Below are 23,857 nucleotides of genomic sequence, written 5' to 3' on the forward strand. Positions count from 1 at the left end.
CTGATATAATATGTATAAACATGACCAACGTACGGTGATGATCTTGGATGCAGGAGGTACAAACTTTGTTTTTTCAGCTATTTGTGGAAATCAGGACATTGTAACGCCTATTTGTTATCCGGCAGTGTCGGATAATTTGGAGGAATGCCTGACTGTTCTGCATCGGGGATTTTCTCAGGTGAAGGAGCAGTTGGAAGATGCCCCGGTAGCTATTAGCTTTGCCTTTCCCGGTCCGGCAGACTATAAGAATGGTATAATAGGCGATTTGCCTAATTTTCCGGCTTTCCGTGGTGGAGTGGCTTTGGGACCTTTTCTGAAAGAGAGATTTGGAATTCCTGTATTTATTAATAATGATGGTAACCTGTTTGCCTATGGTGAAGCACTGGCAGGAATTTTACCCTCTGTCAATGAAGAACTTGAAGCTGCCGGTAATCCGAAGCGTTATAGAAATTTGCTGGGAATTACGTTGGGAACGGGCTTTGGTGCAGGCGTAGTGATTGACAACTGTTTGTTGACCGGTGATAATGGTTGCGGTGGCGATGTATGGATTATGCGTAACAAGAAATATACGGATCTGATTGCGGAAGAAAGTGTTAGCATTCGTGCAGTACGGCGTGTGTATGGGGAACTGAGTGGAGAAACTATAGAAGATCTAATGCCCAAAGACATTTATGATATAGCTGAAGGTACTCGTACAGGTAATCGGGAGGCGGCTTTGAAGAGTTTTGACGAATTGGGGGAGATGGCCGGTGCTGCCATTGTCAGTGCGCTTCATATTGTAGATGGTATGGTTGTGATAGGCGGAGGAGTGTCCGGTGCAGCGAAATATATCCTACCGGGTATGATGCGTGAAATGCGTCGTTCCGTTTCTACTTTTTCAGGAAGAGACTTCGATTGTTTGCAGATGGAGGTTTGCAATCTGATGGAGGCGGACGACCATAAGAGATTCTTAGAGAATACAAGTACTTGGGTTCAGGTGCCTTTTACCAAAAGAGAAATTCTTTATAACCATACAAAGCGTATCGGAGTAGCGATTTCAACTTTGGGAGCAAGTAAAGCGATTGCTTTAGGAGCCTATGCTTTTGCATTGCAACAGATAGACAGGAAATATAAGGGTTAGTTTGATTTTTAGAAGTAAATAAGATTGTTTCAGAGATAACAAAATAAGCCTTTTTGTGATAAGGCTTGGAAAGAATATAGAATTAGATACTTAGATTTAAAAATTCAATACTCATTATGAATAAGAAAAAACTGATATCCTTTTTTATCGTTGCCTGCTGTGCGCTATATACGATGGCTGCAAAAGTGGTATGGCAGATAGGCGCTGCGGATAATTCCGGAGCGGAATTGGCTTTAGGCCCTTCTGAGTATAAGAGTTTTCTGGCTCATGACTTTGGCTATGAAGACCGTTATTTTTTGATAGGGACTTCTGTTGATAAGACTGATTTTCCATATGTATTACCCGGGCCTGATGATACTTGGGGTGGTACGTGGGGTACTTCCGGTTGGAGAACCCATGATGCTAATATCTTATTTGGAGTTGAAAAACTGCCGAAACGTGGAGAATGGAAGTTGGTGGTGGACTTGGTAGATGCTAACCCGAACCGTTCGATTGTTAAGGTAGTGGTAAATTCAGTTGAAAAAAAATTTGAGATTAAGGGGCACGCTATGGAAGTACTGGAAGGTAACCTGCAAAATGCCAGAGAGCAAGTCTTGGAATTTCCCATTTCGGCTGCCGACTTAAAAAAAGGAGGAAACATTGTGACTGTTTCTGTACTTGAAGGTGGGTGGATTGTATTCGATCAAATTCGTTTGGAAGGTTCGGATGGACTTGTTTTGGAACAGAATAATGAATATGCTTTTCTGCGTGATGTTTCTCCCGCCGGGTACGAAATAGAATTGGACGGAGTAAATGTACAACCTTTGCTGGTTGATGTGGAACATTTATCCGGAAACCCGGAACTGAGTGTGAAACTGGATGGAACAAGGATTTTTACTGCAAAGATGGATACGGCTCGTTATGTGTTTGAAGTTCCGATGCCTGCTGTGAATAAAAAGAAAAAGAGTGAATATCAGGTCTTTGTCAATGAACAGCTATTGGAAAGAGGTACGATTTTACGCTCTCCGCAGAAATTGCAGTCTTTTGCTGATTATGTAGATACAAAGATAGGTACGGCACATTCTCGCTGGATGATTGCACCGGGGCCTTGGATGCCTTTCAGTATGGTAAAATTGAGTCCGGATAATCAGAATAAAGGTTGGCAGGCCGGTTATCAGCCTACATTTGAGACATTAGGATGCTTTAGTCATATTCATGAATGGACAATGGGGGGATTGGGTATGATGCCAACCAATGGTAAACTGTTTACGAAGGTAGGAGATCAGTTCCGTCCGGATGAAGGATACCGTTCGCGTATTGACAAGAAGACTGAAGAAGCTCCATTGGGATATTATAAAGTTTTCCTGACTGATACGGAGATTTTAGCGGAGGTGACGGCTACTGAAAGAGCAAGTTTTCAGAAATATACATTTCCTAAGGATAAGGATGGACGTGTGATGATCGATTTGCATATTCAGGCTGAATATGACTATAATCTGTTGGATGTGGATGTCAGGAAAGTGAGTGATTACAGAATTGAGGGACGTTCTCATCAGATATCCCCTCGTCCACATGTATGGAGTGATGATGCTGATCAGGAGTATGTCGTAAATTTCGTTATTGAATTTGATGCACCGATTAAAAAGGTAGGTGGCTGGAAGGATGACCAGATATTGAATGAAGCGCATATTTCCGGTAAAGATCTGAAAGATGCAGGGCTTTATGTAGAATTTGATACGCAGAAGCAGTCGGTGATTCAGGTGCGTACAGGCATTTCGTTGGTAAGTGTAGCAAATGCTTCGGAAAATCTGCAAAAGGAGATTTCAGATAAGTTCGGTTGGGATTTCGAAGCTGTTGTTCAGAATCAGAAAAACGTATGGAATGGTATACTCAATCGCTTGGATATCAGAACGAATGACCGTATGGAAAAAGTACGCTTCTATACAAATGTATACCGTGCTCTCTGCCGTAATCTGTGGAGTGACGTGAATGGAGAATGGATGTCACCTGATGAGAAAGTACGTAAATTTACGAATCCGGATCATGTGGCTCTGGGTTGTGACGCTTTCTGGAATACTTTTTGGAATCTGAATCAATTCTGGAACTTGGTAACACCGGAATGGAGCTCCAAATGGGTAAATTCTCAGTTGGCGTTGTATGATGCAAATGGATGGTTGGCAAAGGGACCTGCGGGGATGGAATATATTCCGGTGATGGTAGCTGAACATGAAATCCCTTTGATGGTATCTGCCTATCAGATGGGGATTCGCGATTATGATGCGGAAAAGGCTTTTGAAGCCATGAAAAAGATGCAGACAACTCCGGCTACACATGTAGCAGGTGGATTTGCAGGCAATCGTGATTTACTTCCTTATTTGAAGTATAAATATGTTCCTATTGAATTGGGGCGTTTTTCCAATACATTAGAGTACTCTTATGATGATTGGACTGTGGGACAGATGGCTAAGGCATTGGGTAAATATACGGAGTATGGTACGTTTAATGATCGTGGATATTGGTGGAAGAATGCTGTAAATCCGGAAAACGGCTATGCGCATATGCGTGATTCAGCCGGTAACTTTGTAGCGGACTTTGATGCTTTCCAAACCGGGCGCAATCATCACTATGTAGAAGGTAACTCCTGGCAGCTTAGCTACTTTGTACCTCAGGATGTGCCGGCTTTGATTAATATAATGGGTGAGAAGGCATTTGTTGACCGCTTGAATTGGGGCTTCGTTGTGAGCGAACCTTGGAGATATAATGCTCCGAATGATCAGTACTGGGATTATCCAGTAGTTCAGGGCAATCAGCAGTCTATGCATTTTGCTTTTTTGTTTAATTGGGCTAAAAAGCCTTGGCTGACACAGAAATGGTCTCGTTCTATCATTGATAAGTATTATGGTTATGGTGTAGCCAATGCTTATTTGGGTGATGAAGATCAGGGGCAAATGAGTGCTTGGTTTGTTATGGCCGCTTTAGGATTATTTCAGACAGACGGTGGTTGCCGCATTGATCCGATCTATGAAATAGCCAGCCCGCTTTATGAAAAAGTAGTTATTGATTTGGGTAAGCGCTATGGTCGTGGTGAGACATTTACGATTGAGGCAAAGAATGTATCCCGAAAGAATAAATATGTTCAAAGCGCTACGTTGAATGGTAAGAAGCTGGATTGTTTCTTCTTCCCAGCTTCGGAATTGTTGAAAGGTGGAGAATTGATTTTGGAGATGGGAGATAAGCCAAATGAATCATGGGGTATTTATTCGTGTCCGGTTGGTGTAAATAGATGAGGATTTAACGCGTTAATGAATTTATATCATGAAAAAACTCGGTTTATTAGTCATATGGATTAGTGTGGCTTTGGGATGCTCTACGGATACCAGGGGCACTAAAACTTTGGTGGACTATGTAGATCCGAATATTGGAACTGCGCATTGTCGCTGGTTCTTTTATACGCCGGCGGCAGTCCCATTCGGTATGGCGAAGTTGGCTCCTTCTACTGATGCGCATTTGGGAAATTCCGGTGGTTGGCAAGCGGTGGGGTATGACTTTCGTCATACCTCCATCGAAGGTTTTGCTAACTTTCATGAGTTTCAGGTAGGCGGTATTGTTTTTGCGCCGACTGTAGGTGGGTTGCAGACTGTTCCGGGTGAACTGGATGATCCGGATAGTGGTTATCGTTCGCGTTTTGATAAGAAAGATGAGATTGCGGTTCCTGGATATTATTCTGTTATTCTGAAAGATTATGGAGTAAAGGCCGAATTGACTGCCACGCAGCGGGTGGGATTCCATCGTTATACTTATCCAAAGTCGGAACAGGCGAACCTCATATTTGATATTGGTAACAAACAAGGAGAAAGCGGTGAAGTAAAAGATGCCGAAGTGCAATACTTTGATGATGGTAGAGTAGAAGGTTATGTTGTGACTTCTCCTGTATATGTGGATATTTATCAGAAAGGTGCGGATGTTCGTATGTATTTTTCGGCGGTTTTAAATAAACAACCGATAGAGGTGGGAACATTCGTGAAGGATAAGGTTGTGTCTGGTAAATATCAGGCAAAAGGGCCCGGTACCGGTCTTTATTTGACTTTCTCTACGGAAGAGCAGGAGTCGGTAGAAGTAAAAGTAGGTCTTTCATATACGTCCATAGAAAACGCTCGTTTTAACAGGGAGGTGGAAGCTAAGGACGTTACTTTTGATCAGGCAAGGAAGAATGCAACGAAAGCGTGGAATGAGTCATTGAGTAGAATCTACGTGGAAGGAGGTAAGGAGGAAGATAAAGTGAAGTTTTATACCGGACTGTTTCATGCGCTTCTGGGGCGTGGATTGGCAAGTGATGTCAATGGGTATTATCCAAGGAATGACGGTTCTGTAGGACGTATCACGCTGGATGAAAAAGGAAACCCGGTGCATCAGCATTATAATACAGATGCTATTTGGGGTGGGTTCTGGAACCTGACACAGTTATGGGCATTGGCTTATCCTGAATATTATTCTGACTGGATAAAGAGTCAGCTGCTGGTTTACCGGGATGCCGGTTGGCTGGGAGATGGAATCGCGTGTAGCAAGTATGTGTCGGGAGTAGGGACAAATTTTACAGGTCTGGCTATTGCGGCAGCTTATAACTGTGGTATTCGTGATTTTGATATACAATTGGGCTATGAGGCTGCATTGAAGAATGAGGTGGAATGGCGGGGAAGGCCTGAAGGTGCCGGAAAAATGGATGTGCGTCCGTTTGTGGAGCTCGGTTATTCTCCTTATGAGAAGCAGTTTGATATGGTGACTCGTGAGGGAGGCTCAGGTTTTGGTGCTTCGCATACTATGGAGTATAGTTTTAGTTGTTTTGCGATTGCGCAGTTTGCCAAACAGCTGGGGAGAGAGGCAGATTACGAAAGGCTTTCCCAACTTTCTAATGGCTGGAAAAAACTTTATGACAAGGAAACTCGCCTGATTCGCCCTAAAGATAGCCAGGGGCGCTTTCTAGAGGATTTTAATCCGCTTTCACCATGGAAGGGATTTCAGGAAGGTAATGCTATACAATACACATTTTATGTTCCTCATCATATAGATGAATTAATAGATTTGGTAGGGCCGGAGATTTTCAATACTCGTCTCGACAGTATTTTCATGCTTTCGCAGAAGAGTATTTTTGGTGGTGGAACGGAAGTTGATGCATTTGCCGGACTGAAAACGGTTTATAATCATGGAAATCAGCCCAATCTGCATATTTCCTGGTTGTTTAATTTTTCAGGTAAGCCCTATTTGTCTCAAAAGTGGGTACGGGCTATCTTGGATGAATTTTATGGTTTAGAAGGAATTCATGGCTATGGTTATGGCCAGGATGAGGACCAGGGGCAATTAGGTGCCTGGTATGTGATTTCTGCATTGGGGTTGTTTGATGTGAAAGGACTGACAGAGATTAATCCGAAATTTCAGATAGGTGCCCCTTTGTTTGATAAGGTGACTATTAACCTGAACAGGGAATACTATTCAGGAAAAGAGTTTGTGATTGAAGTAAAAAGACATTCTGTTGATGGCTGTTATCTGCAAGATGTCTCTTTGAATGGTAAACAGCAGGAAACTGTATTGTTGCCGTTTGAGGAGGTTGTGAAAGGAGGGAGGTTAACATTGAAATTAGATAGTTTTCCTAATAAAAGACTGACTCATTAATGAATGTAGGCTAAAAAATAATGTGTTTTATATAAATAACTGTGAATATGAAAAAACAAAACTCTATATTGACAACTCTCCCGGTGCTTTTTGGTTTCTTTGTGATGGGTTTTTGTGATATTGTAGGTATTTCTTCTGACTATGTACAGCGCAGCTTTAATTGGTCGCCCGTAATGACTGGTTTTGTGCCTTCAATGGTCTTTATTTGGTTTCTTTTTTTAAGTATTCCTATTGGGAATCAGATGAATAAATGGGGACGTAAGAATACCGTGCTCATCAGTATGGGTATTACAATTATAGGTATGATTCTACCATTGTTGGCTTATGACAGTATTACTTGTATGACAGCTTATGCTTTACTGGGCATAGGAAATGCTATTTTGCAGGTTTCACTGAATCCATTGCTTAATAACGTGGTTACTAACAAGGCCTTTTTGACGAGTAGTTTAACGGCTGGACAAGTTATAAAGGCGGTTTCTTCTTTGGTTGGACCGGAGATTGTGCTCTTGGCGGTGAATTACTTCGGAGCGGATAAATGGTATTATTGTTTCCCAATACTTGGTTTTATAACATTGCTGTCGGCTGTTTGGCTTATGGCAACTCCTATTGAACGGGAGAAAAATATTGTATCAGATAAGGGACTTTCTATGGAGGATACATTTGCATTGTTGAAGGACCGAACGATCCTCTTGCTGTTTTTAGGTATATTCTTCATTGTGGGAGTAGATGTGGCAACAAATTTTATTAGCTCCAAATTGATGTCTATTCGTTTTGGGTGGGCTGATGAGCAGGTGAAGTTTGCTCCTCAGGTTTATTTTCTTAGTCGTACGGTTGGTGCATTGCTGGGGGCTTTTTTGTTAGCTCATATTGCCGAGATGAGATATTTCCGAGTTAATATTGTAGCTTGTATTGTTTCATTATTGATATTGATGGGGGTAGATAATGATGTTGTAAATCTGATATGTATAGGTGCGGTTGGCTTTTTTGCTTCGTCCGTATTTGCTATTATTTATTCGATGGCATTGCAGGCTCGTCCAGAGAAAGCAAATCAGATTTCCGGTTTAATGATTACTGCCGTTGCCGGTGGAGGGGTTGTGACTCCGGTTATTGGTTTCGCTATTGGTACTGTGGGAATAATAGGTGGAGTGACAGTTACTTTGGTTTGCGTACTGTATCTGACGTATTGTGCTTTTGGTATAAAAATACCGGCAAAAGTTTGATTAGCATACCTTATGTTGTTTATATAAGTCTCACCATTTTAATTTTTATAAGCGTCTCTTCGATAGAGGCGCTTATTTTTTGCTTGTTATTCATTGTTTTTTAAGTTTAGGTTATCAATTAAATGATTTTGCTTTGTATATTAATGTATGAACATTGATGTGGGGCGCGTAACTGCTACTTTATATAAGATAACTTTTTGGATTTATTTCTTTATAGGTATATTATGTCTGTCTTTTGTTATCAAATTGTTTTGTTTATATTGTTGATAATTAGTTGGTTGGTTCCTGTTTGTGCCTTCTTTGTTATTTTCTGATAACAGATGTATTTTGATTCTGTTATCATTTTCTTTTGAGCTTTCTTTATTTTTTAGATATAAAATCTTTGTTTTGTTTTTGCTTTTTAAATTTATTATTTATCTTTGCTGCATATATATGTATGAACATATATATAGAAACTTTGGTTTGCTGAATGAAAGTGAGTTTATGTATCCCAGGTCAAAGTGGGTATGTCTGGTAGGAATTAAATATCAAATATATTATAACTGCAGGAAAATATATGAATATCTAAAATAAAGTGTGAATTATGAATATTAACCCAAAACAGATGAAATTTTCAATAAGAAAGATTAGTATGCTTGTTGCGATAGCAACTCTTCCTGTTAGTCTTCGAGCTCAAGAGATACCTATATATAGAGATGCTTCAAAGCCGATAGAAGAACGCATTGATGATGCTTTGTCTCGTATGACTCTGGAAGAAAAAGTCGGATTGCTTCATGCTGACAGGAGCTACGGTTCGGCAGGTGTCCCAAGATTAGGCATTCCGGAAAATAATTTGTCGGATGGTCCGTCGGGATTACGGCCCGAAATGGTATGGCAAACATGGATTCATGCCGGGATGTCCAGTGATTCATGTACGGCGTTCCCCGCTCTCGTATGTCTTGCTGCAACATGGAATCCAGAGATGGGACATCTTTTCGGAAAAAGCCTTGGTGAAGAGGCTCTGTATAGAGATAAAAATATGCTTCTCGGGCCTGCTGTGAATATCTTCAGAACCCCAATGAATGGTCGCAACTTTGAATATATGGGTGAGGATCCGTATCTCACATCAAAGATGGCTGTTTCATATATTAAAGGTGTACAGGAAAACCATGTATCAGCTTGTGTAAAACATTTTGCAGTTAATAATCAGGAAACCAAGCGTACGACGATAAATACTATTGTGGATGAACGTACATTGCACGAAATCTACTTTCCGGCTTTTAAAGCTGCCGTACAGGAAGCTGGTGTGTGGGCCGTTATGGGAGCTTACAACAAATTTAATGGTCAATATTGCTGTCATAATTCTTATCTTCTAAACGATGTATTACGTGGGGAATGGGGATTCGATGGAGTAGTTGTTTCAGATTTTGGTGGTACTCATGATACTCAGGAGGCTATAGATAATGGATTAGATATGGAGTTCGGAACGGATCTTGGTTCGCTGGAGGCATTTCAGAATTACCGCCTCGGCAAGCCCTACTTAAAATTGCTGAAACAAAATGAGACAAGTGAAAAGGTCTTGAATGAAAAAGTCAGACGAGTTTTACGGATGATGTATCGGACTAATATGTCGGAAGGACGTCCATGGGGAACTCTTGCTTCGGAGGAACATGCAATGGCTGCACGCAAAATTGCTGAGGAGGGGATTGTTCTTTTGAAAAACAACAATAAAATTCTACCGGTAAATATTGGATCTTTAAATAGGATACTTGTGGTCGGTGAGAATGCTGTGAAAATGATGAGCCGGGATGGCGGATCTTCAGAAGCGAAATCAAAATATGAGGTCGTACCTCTTGAAGGGATTCGCAAATATGTTGCTGGTAGGATCGAGGTAGACTATCAACCGGGGTATTCGTCAACTGCTTCAAAATCAGTAAACGATAGTTTGCATACAGAGGCGGTGAAGGCGGCCAAAGGAGCAGATATTGTTTTGTATATAGGTGGAATGAACAAGAATCTGCATATGGATTGTGAGGGAGTGGATAGAGAATCTTATAACCTTCCATATGAACAGGATGCGTTGATAGCCGACCTGAGTGTAGTAAATCCGTCTTTAGTGGCAGTGATGGTTTGTGGAAATGCTTATGCTATGCCTTGGCATAAGAAAGTCCCGGCTATAGTTCAGGCGTGGTATGGAGGTACAGAAGCCGGTAATGCAATAGCGGATGTTTTGTTCGGTGAAGTCAATCCGTCCGGAAAATTACCTTTCTCATTTCCTGTGAAAATAGAAGATAATGCCGCTCATGCATTTAATGCATATCCGGGTGATGGTGAGACTGTGGAATATAAAGAAGGTATATTCGTGGGATACAGGTGGTTTGAGAAAGAGAAAATTAAACCCTTGTTCGCTTTCGGGCATGGACTCAGCTATACTTCATTTGATTATGGAAAAATTACACTTGATAAAAAAACTATAAAAAGTACTGACAATATAACTGTCACAATCCCGATAACTAATTCGGGAAATAGAGAGGGGGCAGAAGTTGTGCAATTGTATATTATGGATATGGAGTCATCATTACCTCGTCCGCTTAAAGAACTTAAGGGATTCAAGAAGGTGAATCTTGCTCCGGGAGAAACTGTAAAAGTGAATTTTACAATTGGAAAAGAAGCACTGAGTTTCTATACTCCTGAACGCCATGAATGGGTTGTGGAGCCGGGTAAATTTCAGATTCTTGTAGGTACTGCTTCTGATGATATTAGATCGTCTGCTACATTTCGTGTAGAACGGTAGATACTCTTATGAATATTTATCGGGATGGAAAGAATTTTAATGAGTTTAGATATTTATTATTAACTAAAAATGATGTTTAACCTTATAATAACGTATTTATGAAACTTAAAAAACATTTGTCTAACCTTTTAAAGGTTTTTATTTGCGTGGCTTTTATCGCATCAGCGATAGAGATTCATGCACAAAATGGGACTACAATGACGGTTTCCGGTACTATTGTTGATGCTGCCGGAATACCTGTAATCGGTGCTGTCGTTATTGATCCTGCCAATACATCAAATGGTTGTATTTCTAATGTGGATGGAGACTTTACAATGCAAGCGGCTGTGGGGAAAGTACTGAAGGTTTCCAGTATTGGTTATCGGGAGTATCAATTCACTGTACTTGCCCAACCTCAAAAGTATAAAATTGTGCTGCAAGAAGATAATGTAGAGCTTGAAGAGGTGGTTGTTGTGGGTTATGGCGTACAGAAAAAAGTGACTATGACCGGAGCGGTATCTGCTATACAGAATAAGGAAATAGTAACTACGAAAAATGAGAATCTTCAGAATATGCTTACCGGTAAGATTCCTGGTTTACGTATTGTACAAAATACTTCTGAACCCGGGCAATTCACCAATAAGATGGATATTCGTGGTTTTGGAACTCCTCTTGTTATTATTGATGGCGTGCCGAGAGATAATATGGCTAAAATAGATGCAGAAGATATTGAGAGTATTTCAGTACTGAAGGATGCTTCTGCTGCTGTTTATGGAGTGCGAGCCGCTAATGGGGTGATCCTTATAACGACAAAGAAAGGAACTAAAGGACATGCGAATGTGTCTTATTCCGGAAATATGACATGGCAGGTGCCGACGAACTTTCCTGATCTTGTAGAAGCAGCTGATATTATGACCCTTGTCAATGAGAAGGTGATCCACAATGTGGATGAAAGTGCCAACAGGACATATTCTCTTGAGGAGATAGCTGATTATCGCAATGGTATCAAGCGGGGAACGAATTGGAAAAATGAACTTTTCAGAAACTCAGCTCCGCAAACTCAGCATAGTATAAATATTTCAGGTGGGGGAGATAAAGTGACGTACTTTGCAAGTGCCGGGTATCAATATCAGGAGAGCTACTTGCGTTCCAATGCTATCAACTATGAAAAATTCAATCTTAGAAGTAACATTTCTGCTAATGTAACTAACAATTTGAAGTTTGATCTTAACATCTCAGGAATGATGGATGAGAGAGAATCTTCTCCAGCTAATTCAGGTGCGATTATTTATGAAGGATGGCTGTCATCACCTCTTGAACCGGTATGGTATGATGAGGAAAAAGGTATGTATGCAAGTCGCTTTAATCCGGCAGGCTACAACCCTGCTGCTTTGATGGATACCGATCTGACCGGACATTGTACTTATCAGAGTAAATGGTTTCAGTCTAATGCATCTCTTACATGGGATATTCCATGGGTTAAGGGACTTTCTGTTAGCGGAATGTATAGTTATGACTATATTGCTAATAATGATGATGAATATCGTAAAGCATATAATCTTTATGATACATCAGGGAATGCCATTGTGAAAGGTGCACAAACGGCAGCTCCTAATAAGATTTCCCGTTATTTCTATTCTAAACAGAATAATTTATGGCAGGCGCGCCTCAGCTATGACAATAATTTTGGCAAGCACAATGTGGGAGCATTGATCCTTATAGAGAATCAACACAAAGTTGGCGATAATTTCTATGGAAGTCGACAGGTTGCTTTGGACATGGATAAAGTTTTTGCAGGCATTACTACCAACCAGGAATTTAATCAAAATGCTGATCAGTCCGTTCTTTATGACAATGCTAATAGAGCTTTGGTAGGACGTTTGAATTATGATTACGCCGGGAAGTATATTGCTGAATTTGCTTTTCGCCACGAAGCTTCCTCTCTTTTCCCAAAGGAGACCCGTTGGGGATTTTTTCCTTCTGTATCAGCTGGTTATCGAATCTCTGAAGAAAAATTCTGGAAAGAATCTCCACTTAATTTTATTAATAATTTCAAGATAAGAACTTCATGGGGAGTACTGGGAGATGATAGCGCAGCTCGTTATCAACATATTACCGGATATAAATATCCATCAGATGGTGGTTCGGTTTTTGATGGGCAATATATCAGTACTTCCACAAGCACCGGTATTCCCAATAAAGCAATTACTTGGTATGAGTCAAGAACGTTCAATGTCGGAATAGATGCGGAGGCCTGGAATGGACTTCTTGGCGTAACAGCAGAATACTTTAATAGAAGACGAAGTGGACTTTTGACTACACGTGCCGGTTCTCTTCCGGGTGTTGTTGGAGCAACACTTCCTCAGGAAAATCTTAATGGCGACTTGACCCAAGGTTTTGAAATAGAACTTACTCACAGACACCATGTCAACGATTTCTATTATCAAATTAAAGGAAACATTGCTTATACAAGAACTAAAAATACGCATGTAGAAACGAGCCGTGCCGGTAACTCGTATGAAAACTGGAAAAATAATACCAGCAATCGTTATAATAATATAACCTGGGGTATAGAGGGAGCCGGACGATTGGAAAGCTGGGATGAAATCTGGCATAATCCTATCTTTATAGCAAGGGGCTCTATATTGGGAGATTACGAATACCTTGACTGGAATGGGGATGGTGTATTCTCTGAACTGGATAAACATCCTCTTGTTAATTCAAGTTCTGTTCCGCTTCTTAACTTTGGTTTAACTTTCTCTGCTCAATGGAAGGGAATCGATATTTCAATGTTGTTTCAAGGAGCAGGTAAAACGTATGTTTCTCCACAAGGTATTCTGTATCAGCCTCTTTGGGGAGATGGTGCTGTTGCTCAATATATGGATCGCTGGCATCCGGAAGATCCTCTTGCAAATCCGTATGATCCTTCAACAAATTGGGTTAAGGGGCATTACGCATATACAGGAACGCTTCCCGATCAGAGTTCTGATTTCCATCTTCAGAATGCCTCATACATTCGTCTGAAGAATCTTGAAATCGGTTATAGTCTGCCTAAGAAATGGTTGCAAAATATAAATGTACAAGGTATAAGAGTATATTTCAGTGGATATAACCTGCTGACATTTACGAGCTTGAAATATTTGGATCCTGAATATAGTGCAGATACGGCTTATTCTTACCCGATTAGTAAAACATTTACGCTTGGTCTTAACTTTAAATTCTAAATAAAATTAATATGAAACTGAAAACAATAGTATCAATAATGTGTGCCAGTGTCATGTTTTCATGCACGGACTTGGACATGTCTCCTGTGAATGTTGTGAACGAGGAGGATCTTTTTGCCAATGAGGCAGGAACGCTTAGTTATATTTCCGGTATGTACATGAATCTTCCATTAGAAGATTTCCGTTATGCTTACGAAGGTAATCCACCCTTTAATTATGCGTGGACGATTTATGCTCAGCCTTCATGTCGTACAGGCGAGGCTATTGGCAGAGATGCTGCCGGTAATGAATACGAGGCTGTGGGGTATTGGAATCAGGCTTATTCTTATATAAGGGCAGCTAACTTATTATTGGAGGTTTTACCTAAATATGCATCAAACTATACGGAAGCCCAGGCTAACAGTTTTCTTGGAGAGGCCTATTTCATACGGTCTATGGTATATTATTCTCTTGTGAAACGCTATGGTGGTGTACCGGTTGTTGATAAAGTCATAGATTATCCGGCGTCAGTATCGTTTGAGGATACAAAGCTTTTCAGAGCTTCTGAAGAGGATACCTGGGACTTTATTGGGGCAGATCTTGATAAAGCTATAGAATTACTTCCGGAAAGCAATCAAAAAGGACGTGCCAACAAATATGCAGCGGCAGCTCTTAAGTCACGCATAATGCTTCATGCCGGTTCTATTGCTAAGTATAATACTGTAAATTATGCTCCGGTTAATGGAGTACGTGTATGCGGAATTCCTCAAGAGAAGGCAGTCGGTTACTTCAAGGCAGCATATGAAGCATCTCAAATAGTAGATGAGGGAGGATATCGTCTATATATGGATAAATGGTCCGGAAATAACAGGCAAGCTCAAATAGATAATTTCACAGCAATATTCCTGGAGGATACTTATGAAACTATCTTTGGAAGATACTATATTGATCCTGAATTTTTGCATCAGTTCGATAATTCTGCTCAACCGATGCAGACATCTAATGGAGATAACAATTCAGAGGTGTGCCCAACTTTGGATTTCGTGGAAATGTTTGAGTTTGACAATAAAGATATCAATGGGAAATTTGAGAACTTTGATGATAATGGACACTATAAACTTTATGAGTCACCGTTAGATGCTTTTGAGAATTGTGAGCCGCGTTTGGCTGCGACGGTAATTCTTCCAATGTCTGAATTCAAGGGTGAAACTATTGAACTCCGGAGAGGTATATTGACAGGTAAATCTGTCAACACGATGGGGGCTCTCTTGAAAGAATCTGATAATTATTCTTCAAATTATAATGTGGCAGTTGATGAAAACACAGTGAAATTAGTCAATTCATTCAGCCAAAATAATGATGATTCTTATCTTGTCCAGTTGAAAAGTGGTTCGAAATATTGGAATGACCTTGCTGACAGATATCCGGATAAGAAAGATATATACGCTGGAAAAATGAGACGTTCCGGCGCAAGTGGACCGGTTTCCAATTGGGATTATGGTAACCTTAGTGGTTTCTATTTGAGAAAATATATGAATCCCGATCCCAAGGCTCTTAATGGAGGAAATTATTCATCTCAACCATGGATAGAGATTCGTTATGCGGAAGTACTTCTGAATCGTGCAGAAGCGGCATGGGAACTTGTTTCTTTAGGAGAAGTTGCTGATGCGAAGGGGGAAAGCTATCTCTCTATTGCAACAGAAGCTATCAATTCCATAAGAAAAAGAGCTGGAGCAACGGAACTATCCTCGACTCTTTTGGCCGATGAAAAAAGTCGTGATATAATTCGCACAGAGCGTCGCAAAGAATTAGCTTTTGAGAATAAGACATATTGGGATCTGAAAAGATGGAGGATAATAGATACGGAAGCTGAACAAAAAGACCGCAAGTATCGCATCCTATGTCCTTTCTTCTCGGTGGAAGATGATGCCTATTTTCTTGATGTGAAGTATACTGAGCCAAGAAGCCAAAACGGTGTGACGATGGAACCCTATATTTTCTCTTTTGAACCACGACAATATTATCAGAAAATTGATCCGGCTGAAATTACGAGAAATTCTAACTGTAGACAGAATCAGGGTTATTAATTGGATTGTGGTATCCTACTAAATACAACAGAATTATGAAAAAGATTATATATTATTTTTGGACATTAGCAGCTATCTTCATTTTTACTTCATGTGGAAATGATAATTATGACGCTCCGGCAGAAACTTTTCAAGGTGCATTTATAGATAAAGATACAAATGAGCCAATTCAAACAGCTGCAAGTACGGCTATAGAACATGGTGGTATCCGTATCCGTCTTATGGAATACAGTTGGAGTGACAATCCTGTTCCTTATGATTTTTTTGCGAAACGTGATGGTACTTTTAATAATACTAAGATCTTCAAGGGGACTTATGGGATCATTCCAGAGGGGCCTTTTGTTCCACTGCCCGAAGAAATCATAGACCTTGAAGGAGTGGTGAAAAAGAATTATTTTGTAGAACCGCTGCTCCGGGTACAATGGGTGGGAGAACCTGTATTGAAAGATGATGGAACCTTTGAGGTTCAGGTGAAAATAACCCGGGGTACTGATAATCCGGATTATCAGCAGCCTCTTGAGGAAGCATGGTTGTTTGTTAGCCAGATAGATTATGTGAGCAATGCTCCAGGGGCATATAGTACAAAATTATCTACCAATTTAACACAGGCCGATTTGCGGAATTATACTCTCGGAGATATCCTGACAATTCGGACCGGTTACCCTAATGGATGGAATGGTGGAACAGGAGATCCTCAAAAGATTGACGGTTCTTACAAACGGCCTTATTTCCTTCGTTTCGGAGCCCGTACATCAAAATCGTTTAGCAGTATAAAACGTTATAATTTTACTGATGTGAAAGAGGTGTGGGTAGGAAAATGAAAAAATACATTAAGTATCTTTCTGTGATAATTGTTTTGATAGTGGCATCATTGCCACTATCAGCTCAAGACAAAGTCATTAAAAAGCTTGTAGACGGCGAGAATCAGAGAATTGTCATATATGGTACGAGCCTTTCTGCATCCAAGGAAGGATGGCCGGCAATGTTAGAGGATAGTTTGAATATGCTCTATCCCGGAACTGTTGAAGTCATTAATAGTGCACAAGCTGCGATGTGGTCTACTTGGGGAGTCGAAAATCTGCGTGAGAGGGTTTTAGAATATAAGCCTGATATGGTAATCATTGAATTTGCAATGAATGATGCCTATTTGCCGTATACCACTTCCATAGAGGCTGCAAGACTAAATCTTGAATATATGGTGTACAGAATCCGGGAGTTATATCCTGAATGTTCGATTCTGATTCAAGTGATGAATATGCCAATAGCAGAGCATAAGGCGCAAAGACCGGATATTGAGCTTTATTATGATATGTATCGGAAAGAAGCTAAAAAATTAAATATTAGTTTGATAGATCATTATGGATATTGGATGAAACTTCTCAGCAAAGGGGAGAAAGAATTCCGTAATTATGTGCCGGATGGCATTCATCCTAATCTTACGGCGCAAAAAGAACTTGTACTTCCTTGTATTTTGAAGGTCCTTAAAACTTCGAATGCGAAACGCTAAAAAATAATATTATAATAAATGACATATGAAAAAAAAGATCATTAGTATTCTTTGTATCGTTTGGATGGCATTACCGGTATTTGCAGGTACAGGTAATATTGCCATTCGGGCGACTGCAACAGCTTCGTCGTCCCGAGACTCGGACAGTGGCCCGTCTAAGGCGATTGACGGACTTATACATTTGGATAATGCAGGAGAATGGGTTTCTGGCGCAATCATGCCTCACTGGCAGCAATTACCTTTTCCATGGATACAGCTTGATTGGGAAGAAGAAGTTACGATTTCACGAATCATATTGTATGATCGTCCGAATAAAGATGCTCATACAGCCGGAGGAGATTTGTATTTTAGCGACGGCAGCAGAATCGGAGTGGTGGGGATTCCTAATGATGGTACTCCGAAAGTTGTAGAGTTTGAACCGAAAAAGGTTCGCTGGGTGAAATTTGTAGCCAATGATGCTGTTGGCTCTTATATTGGCCTGTCAGAAATTGAAGTTTATCCACCGGCGGAAGCATGCGAAGACTTTGTTTCACAGGTAGATCCGTTTATCGAAACTACAAAAGGACGATATTTCTTTTTTATAACAGGTAATCAGCCTTTTGGTATGATCGGAGCAGCCCCAATGACACGCAACCGCAATCAATTTGGCGGCGGATATAATTATAATTCCACAGAAGTTCTAGGGTTCCCTCAAATTCATTGTTGGGTGCTTGCCGGGCTTACGCTTATGCCTACGACAGGAAATGTAGATCCTACGCTCGGGGAAGAAAACTGGAAGTCCTCATTCATGCATGAAGAAGAAATTGCGCAACCGGGATATCATAGAATGTATCTTAAAGATTACGGGATTTGGGTAGAGCAAACAGCGACGGACAGAACTGGTATGTATCGGCTTACATTTACTCAGGACTCGGACGCGGATATTCTTGTAAACTTGGGTGGTTATATTGCTTCTACCACTATGCGTAATGCTGATGTGAAGAAAGTCTCCAACAATGAAATAGAAGGTAGTTTTGATACATACGGACGGCATTGGGGAGGTCCGGAGAATGTGAAGGTACATTTTGTGATACGCTTTGATAAAGATTTTGAGAGATTGGATGGATGGCGAGACAAAGAGCGTTATAGTGATATAGACACACTTCAGGGATCGTCCATTATAACTAGAAGGCACCCGAAAGAAGAGTTGAGTTATCTAGATTCACCAACTTCCGGTGTTTCGGCACACTACAGAGTAAAAACAGGGGACAAAATATGTGTCCGTACAGCTATATCATATGTAAGCGTGGACAATGCGAGGGAAAATTTGGAGAACGATGCCGTTACTTGGGATTTTGATTTAGTAAAGAAAACATCTCAGGATGAATGGAATAAATGGTTGGGACGAATCGAAGTCAAAGGCGGTTCGCAAAAACAACGTACCAAATTCTATACGGATTTATGGCATGTACTGCTTGGACGACATAAAATAGATGATGTCAATGGAGAATATCCCGATTTGACCGAAGGGGAACGTTACTACTCTTATACTCGTAATATTCATCCGAAAACAAGAACACTCCCACGTGGTGAAGATGGTAAAGTTTTGCATCATATGTATAATTCCGATGCTTTTTGGCTTACTCAATGGAATCTCAATATATTGTGGGGATTGGGATGGCCTGAGATGATGGATGAAATGTCAGCTTCACTTATCCGTTATGCTGATAATGGAGGACTTATTCCGCGTGGACCTTGTGCCGGAGGCTATACTTATATAATGTCAGGCTGCCCGGCTACCCCTTTGATTGTATCTACATATAATAAAGGGTTGATGACTAAATGCGATCCTATGCATGCTTTCAAGACTATGCAACGTAATCATATGCCAGGTGGTATGATGGGGATAGGAGACTATTATCTTGAGAATGGTTATCAACCGGGTAATGCAGGGATGACGATAGAGTCTAACTTTCAAGACTGGGCCTTATCGCAAATGGCTATTCGTCTTGGGCTTAATAATGAGGCTGAATATTTTCGGTCTCGTTCTAAAGGATGGAAAAAGTTATATCACTCGGAGCAGAAATTGATTTTTCCAAAAAATGATAAAGGTGAATGGCTTCATGAGGATCCGTTAAAAGGAGATGGGTATATTGAAGCAAATGCGTGGCAGGCTACTTTTGGAATCTCGCATGCTTTACCGGAACTTACTGATTTGATGGGAGGAGAAAATGAATTCTGTAATAAGCTTAACCATGCTTTTGAACAAGCCGCACCACAGGATTTTGTTTTTGGTTATGGAACCGGATATGTAAGTTATGCTAATCAACCTGGATGTTCCAATGCACATGCATTTAGTTGGGGTGGGAAACCATGGCTTACTCAATACTGGGTACGTAGGGTCAATGAACAGGCTTATGGTGCAATTACACCTGACCGAGGTTATGGAGGACATGATGAAGACCAGGGACAGATGGGAGGCGTTAGTGCATTGATGTCTATAGGGCTTTTCAGTGCTTGTGGAACTGCTGCTGCAGAACCGATCTATGAGATTACCTCACCGGTTTTCAATGAGATAACTATTCATCTGGATAAACGCTATTATCCTGATAGCAGCTCTGGTAAGTTTATAATTCGGACATATAATAATTCAGATCAGAATATGTATATAAACAAGGCTCACTTGAATGGAAAAAAAACTAGATACATTTTGGTTTTCACATGAAGTGTTTGCTAAAGGTGGGGTATTGGAATTGTGGATGGGACCCAATCCTAATAAAAATTGGGGAAAGAAGAATCTGCCAATAAGATAGTTCTGTTGAATATGTAAGTATTCACATACTCAAGATTACTATTAAGAGAGCATAATACTGGTATATAGTTGAGTAAGTAACTGATTAAAGGTAAAAAGAAGAAGATGCGGTTTGCATGAATAAGTATATGACTTATTTGTGTGAACCGTATTTTTTATTTCATAATTAAAAAAGAATAGGGAATCAAACCTTAATTAAACGATCATCTAACTTAGAAAAACAGGTTTGCGCAAAATGAAGACTTTCCTACGTAAAAGGAGTACAGAAATCGTGTGTACTTGCCTACATTTGTCAATGTGAAAGACATCAGACTTATATAAGTCTCCGGGCTAACCAACCGGAATAATATTATGAATCACTAAATTTGTATCTTATGCAATGGAAAAAGAACCAATCTGATTTGCAGGAAAATGTATCTGTTCGGGTACCTTTTTTATCTGTATGTTTTTTGTTGCTCTTGGTTTGTATGGGCGTTACGGCACAAACAAATTACAAAATCTCAGGTACGGTGGTTGCTGCTAAAGACAGTGAGCCGCTGATCGGCGTAAATGTTCTTCAAAAGGGGACGACTAACGGGACAGTTACGGATATAGATGGAAATTTTATTCTATCTGTTCCTTTGCCATGTGAACTCTCTATCACTTATGTGGGATATTTGGGACAATCTGTTAAAGTAAGTTCTGCCACGACTCCTTTGAAAATTGCATTAGAGGAGGACAGTGAAATGCTGGATGAAGTGGTAGTGGTTGGTTATGGAGTACAGAAAAAGAAATTAGTGACAGGAGCTACTGTTCAGGTAAAAGGTGATAATATAGCCAAACTGAACACAGTGAATGCTTTGGGGGCTCTTCAAAGCCAAACTCCAGGTGTGAATATAACGCAGAGTTCGGGGATGCCCGGTGAAGGTTTTAAAGTAACTATCCGTGGTTTGGGAACAACAGGTTCAGCTTCACCTCTTTATATTATAGATGGTATGCCGGGAGGAGATATTAATAACCTGAACCCTACCGATATAGAATCTATTGATGTGCTGAAAGATGCTGCTTCGGCTGCCATTTATGGTTCACGTGCTGCCAATGGCGTGATTCTGGTGACTACGAAACAAGGACATACCGGTAAAGCGGAAATATCTTATGATGGATATTATGGTGTGCAGAATGTCTATCGTATGCCTGATGTATTGAATGCACAGGAATTTGCAATGATTATGAGTGAGGCACGTATGATGGATGGCTTACCTGATTATGATTATGCGTCGCTGGTTCCTGATTGGGAAGCTATAAAGAATGGAACTTGGAAAGGGACCAATTGGTTGGATGAATCACGGAATGAGAATGCACCGATACAGAATCATGCCCTGAATATTACCGGAGGTACGGAACAATCTGTTTATTCTATCGGATTGGCATATACTAATCAGGAAGGTATTCTTGGAGCACCGTCACAACCTGAATATACCCGATATACAGCACGTATCAATTCCGAACATACCTTGTATCGTAAAGGAAAACTGGATATCATTAAGGTAGGTGAAAATCTGACCTACTCGTATTCTGAAAGAAACGGTATTGCCATTGATGATACTTGGAGTAATGACATTCGTAATATGTTGCATGCTAATCCTTTTTTACCGAACAAGGATGAAAATGGTAATTATCATTATGCCATTCCATGGGAAATACGTGAAGCTAATCCCATTGGACAGATGTATTATGCAAATGGGCAGAATATAAGCAAATCTCACGCATTACAAGGGAATATTTTTCTGACTATTCAACCGATAACCGGATTAAAACTTAAATCAAATTTTGGCTATACGTTTTATGCGGATAACAGTCGTAATTTTACCCCTGTCTATAAGCTGGCAAGCAATACTTTCAATGATAATAATAGTGTAAGCCAAGAAATGACTATGGGTGGCAACCTTATGTGGGAAAATACGGTAACGTATGATTTCAAGTTGGATAATCACAGTTTCGGTGTATTGATAGGTCAATCTATAGAAAAGCATGGCTTGGGTGATACGTTGGGTGGAAGTAACATCAACTCTATCTTTGACAACTTCAAGCATGCCTACCTGAGTAATACGCCCACTATCACTAATCGTACCAGCCTTTATGGATATCCCTGGGGCAAGGAAGCGCTGGCTTCTTTTTTTGGCAGAGTGAATTATGATTATGCTAACAAGTATATGGCGACTGCGGTGTTACGTATTGATGGATCTTCTAAGTTTGCCCGTGGACACCGGTGGGGATATTTCCCGTCCGTATCTGCTGGTTGGGCCATTTCGGAAGAGGCGTTCATGGAGTCTGCCAAGTCTTGGATGGATTTTCTGAAAATACGTGCCAGTTGGGGACAGAATGGTAATCAGGAGATTGACGGCTTTCAATATCTTTCAACGATTGCGTTTGGGGGCGCGGATTATACTTTCGGACCGGATAAGTCGATTCTGACACCCGGAGGCTATCCTGATATTTTGGCTAATCCGGATGTTACCTGGGAGACTTCCGAGCAGTTGGACTTTGGGCTGGATGCGCGTTTTCTGAATAATCGTCTGGGACTGAATTTTGATTATTATATTAAAGATACGAAAGACTGGCTACTTGTTGCACCGATGCTGGATTCTTTTGGCACAGGAGCCCCGTTTGTGAATGGTGGTGATGTGCGCAACCAGGGGTACGAAATATCACTGAATTGGAATGATCATATTTCGGACTTTGAATATAGTGCTACTCTTAATTTGGCACACAATAAAAATGAGGTAACGCGCATTGCCAATGCGGAAGGTATTATTCATGGAGACCCGGATGTATTGAGTAACCAGACTACAGAAATGTATCGTGCGCAAGTAGGCTATCCCATTGGATATTTCTATGGCTATTCTACAGATGGAGTATTCCAATCGGAAGAACAGATTGCTAACTATAAAGGTGCTAAATTGGATGGGACAAAACCGGGGGATGTAATCTGGGTAGACCGCGATCATAATGGTGTGATTGATGATGGGGATCAGGGTATGATAGGCGATCCCAATCCTGATTATAATCTGGGATTGAGCTTGACCGCATCCTATAAAGGTTTTGATATAAGTATGACCATGAATGGTGTATTTGGAAATCAAATAATGAAATCTTATCGTTCTTATGTAGATTACACACGCCAGAACTATACATCTGATATATTTGGCCGTTGGCATGGTGAAGGTACATCCAATAGATTACCTCGTCTGACGTCGGGTACTCATTCTAACTGGCAGTATGTTTCGGATCTCTATATGGAAGATGGAGATTATTTCCGGATGCAGAATCTGACAATAGGTTATGACTTCAAGAAATTATTTAAAAATCTGCCGTTGAAACAACTTCGTTTGTATGTGGCAGTACAGAACTTGTTTACTATAACCGGTTACTCGGGTATGGATCCTGAAGTGGGTTATGGTGGTTATCAAAATTGGGTGTCTGGGATTGACTTAGGTTTTTATCCCAGTCCGCGAACCTATATGGTAGGGGCAAATATTAAATTTTAAAAGA

General features: G+C 40.5%; 10 protein-coding genes and 1 pseudogene. All 11 read left to right on the forward strand.

The features are described 5' to 3' along the window. The first annotated feature begins 10 nt into the window (after positions 1-10). The 11 genes and pseudogenes from K429_RS0102440 (at position 11) to K429_RS0102490 (ending at position 23,853) form a co-directional block, all read left to right on the forward strand. Positions 11-1,120 carry an ROK family protein gene (locus tag K429_RS0102440; protein WP_025725928.1) on the forward strand — a complete coding sequence of 370 codons (1,110 nt, stop codon included), beginning with the start codon at positions 11-13 and terminating at the stop codon, positions 1,118-1,120. A gap of 116 nt (positions 1,121-1,236) precedes the next feature. Further along, positions 1,237-4,386, forward strand: a complete 3,150-nt coding sequence (locus tag K429_RS0102445) for a GH92 family glycosyl hydrolase (RefSeq protein ID WP_025725929.1) — start codon at positions 1,237-1,239, stop codon at positions 4,384-4,386. Between the two features lie 28 nt (positions 4,387-4,414). After that, positions 4,415-6,766, forward strand: a complete 2,352-nt coding sequence (locus tag K429_RS0102450; protein WP_025725930.1) for a GH92 family glycosyl hydrolase — start codon at positions 4,415-4,417, stop codon at positions 6,764-6,766. Positions 6,767-6,813: 47 nt separating this feature from the next. Then, positions 6,814-7,986, forward strand: a complete 1,173-nt coding sequence (locus K429_RS0102455) for a sugar MFS transporter (RefSeq protein WP_025725931.1) — start codon at positions 6,814-6,816, stop codon at positions 7,984-7,986. A 604-nt stretch (positions 7,987-8,590) separates the two neighbouring features. Then, positions 8,591-10,759: a glycoside hydrolase family 3 C-terminal domain-containing protein gene (locus K429_RS0102460; protein WP_025725932.1), complete on the forward strand. Its 2,169-nt coding sequence runs from the start codon at positions 8,591-8,593 to the stop codon at positions 10,757-10,759. Positions 10,760-10,857: 98 nt separating this feature from the next. Next, on the forward strand, positions 10,858-13,962 hold the full coding sequence (locus K429_RS0102465) for a TonB-dependent receptor (protein WP_025725933.1): 3,105 nt from the start codon (positions 10,858-10,860) through the stop codon (positions 13,960-13,962). Between the two features lie 11 nt (positions 13,963-13,973). Continuing rightward, complete coding sequence (locus K429_RS0102470; RefSeq protein ID WP_044096301.1) at positions 13,974-16,028, forward strand: RagB/SusD family nutrient uptake outer membrane protein; 2,055 nt, start codon at positions 13,974-13,976, stop codon at positions 16,026-16,028. Positions 16,029-16,063: 35 nt separating this feature from the next. Then, positions 16,064-16,849 (forward strand): DUF3823 domain-containing protein, encoded by a 786-nt coding sequence (locus K429_RS0102475; protein WP_025725935.1) that lies wholly within the window; start codon positions 16,064-16,066, stop codon positions 16,847-16,849. Continuing rightward, positions 16,846-17,535, forward strand: a complete 690-nt coding sequence (locus K429_RS0102480; RefSeq protein WP_025725936.1) for an SGNH/GDSL hydrolase family protein — start codon at positions 16,846-16,848, stop codon at positions 17,533-17,535. Before K429_RS0102475 ends, K429_RS0102480 begins: the two co-directional genes overlap by 4 nt. A 25-nt stretch (positions 17,536-17,560) precedes the next feature. After that, a pseudogene (locus K429_RS28370) lies at positions 17,561-20,327 on the forward strand (GH92 family glycosyl hydrolase). Positions 20,328-20,700: 373 nt separating this feature from the next. Continuing rightward, on the forward strand, positions 20,701-23,853 hold the full coding sequence (locus K429_RS0102490; protein ID WP_025725937.1) for a TonB-dependent receptor: 3,153 nt from the start codon (positions 20,701-20,703) through the stop codon (positions 23,851-23,853). Positions 23,854-23,857: the final 4 nt, after the last annotated feature.

This window comes from Bacteroides sp. 14(A) (assembly GCF_000526555.1).
GTDB classification, from domain to species: Bacteria; Bacteroidota; Bacteroidia; order Bacteroidales; family Bacteroidaceae; genus Bacteroides; species Bacteroides cellulosilyticus.